This window comes from Psychrobacter sp. T6-1, from assembly GCF_052258445.1.
The window spans coordinates 1-1,472 of sequence record NZ_JBQQFC010000445.1; the positions used below are offsets into that span (position 1 = coordinate 1).

Consider the following 1,472-nt stretch of genomic DNA (forward strand, 5'->3'; position numbering starts at 1 on the left):
TTGCGTGATCACGGGCACACGCTATTATCGCGTTTGGGTAAGCAGTCGCGTGAGACTTTTGCGATGCTGGCGGGACTGGATAATAATGATAATAAAGACGGCTTTGTGCTCGATTGGCAAGACAGATTTGAGGTTGCAGACTCTGGAGTCAGTAACTTGCGCCCACTTAGTTTACTGGCAAACTTGCAGCAAGATATCTTAATGCTTGATGAGAGTGCGACTCAGCAGACGACTGCGGGACGTTTAAGCGCCGCACTCGGCGCACAGATGCAGCTAGATCTAGAAGATAGCGCCTTGGTTGATGGACATTCGATTAAAGCCGATGTGAGTAAAAGTGGTCATAGCCTGAGCCAAAATAACCTAGATTCTAACGACTCAAATTCTAATAATTGGTTCAGTGATGATAGGTTACAAGACAAGCGTTACGAGCAAGCACGCCAATGGCCATTGTCACAATATGATAATAGCCTAAGTATTCACTCTTGCCATAGCTTACAACGGCAGCTTGAGATACTGCGCGGCATGATTGGGCGCTGGCTAAATGAGCCAAATGACGATGGGAGCGCCCGCCACGTCTCTGATATCGTTGTATTACTACCTGATGTCGAGCGTCATCATGAGCTGATAAGCTCAGTATTTGTGAGCGGCGAAGGGCAAGATGGTTTGACGCTACCTGCGAAGGTGACAGGAGTGGTCGACAAGTCGATTCGTCAGCTTTGGGAGGCGATACGCGGGTTTTATGGTCTGCTGGGTAGTGACAGTGCACGCTTTGAGGCCGCTGAAGTGTTTGACTGGCTTATGCTACCGCCTCTATATGAGAGCCTAGGATTGACTCATGAGCAGATGAGCCGCGCGTGTGACTTGCTGGCGCAGGCGGGGTTTGTACGCGGGTTTGATGAGGCGCATTTTCAGCAGACACTAGATACCTCTGACTACGATTATCGCTTTAGTTTCGCCTACGCGCTCGATCAGATAGCGCTAGGACTGGTGATGCCCGAGGCCAAGATTAGCGGTTGTCTGTATCCTGAGCACTGGTCAGATAAGGCCTTGGCAGAAAAAACGATACCCATCTCCTCTATCAGCCTAGCGGACGCGCCCATCATCGAAGCGCTGTGCCGTATTCATGCAGGCGTGCATGCCTGTCGTGATAAGTATCAAGCTCGCCATAAAGCTGAGGAGTGGCTTGCCACGATCGAGAACACCATTATCCATCCTTATTTTGGCGCCTTAGATCAGACGCGTCCTATGCGCGCTATCTTTAACGCGATGAATGGCTTTAAGAGTAGTCTACGTGCCAACCGCCACTATCAGCAATACCGCATTAATAGTACTGATGAGGGGCTGGCAGTAGAGGATAATCAGCACGTTGAGGCAAGGCTTGCACAGGTGAGTAATTTGACGCTTAAGCTTAGCTTTATGCTTGATAGTATTGAAGATGAGCTTGAGAGTCAGCAAGTGAGTGCTGAGCCGAC

General features: G+C 49.8%; 1 pseudogene. It reads left to right on the forward strand.

Annotated elements, in window-relative coordinates:
* Nucleotides 1-1,472: pseudogene (locus tag ACTXGO_RS13660) on the forward strand (exodeoxyribonuclease V subunit gamma); the annotation flags it as partial.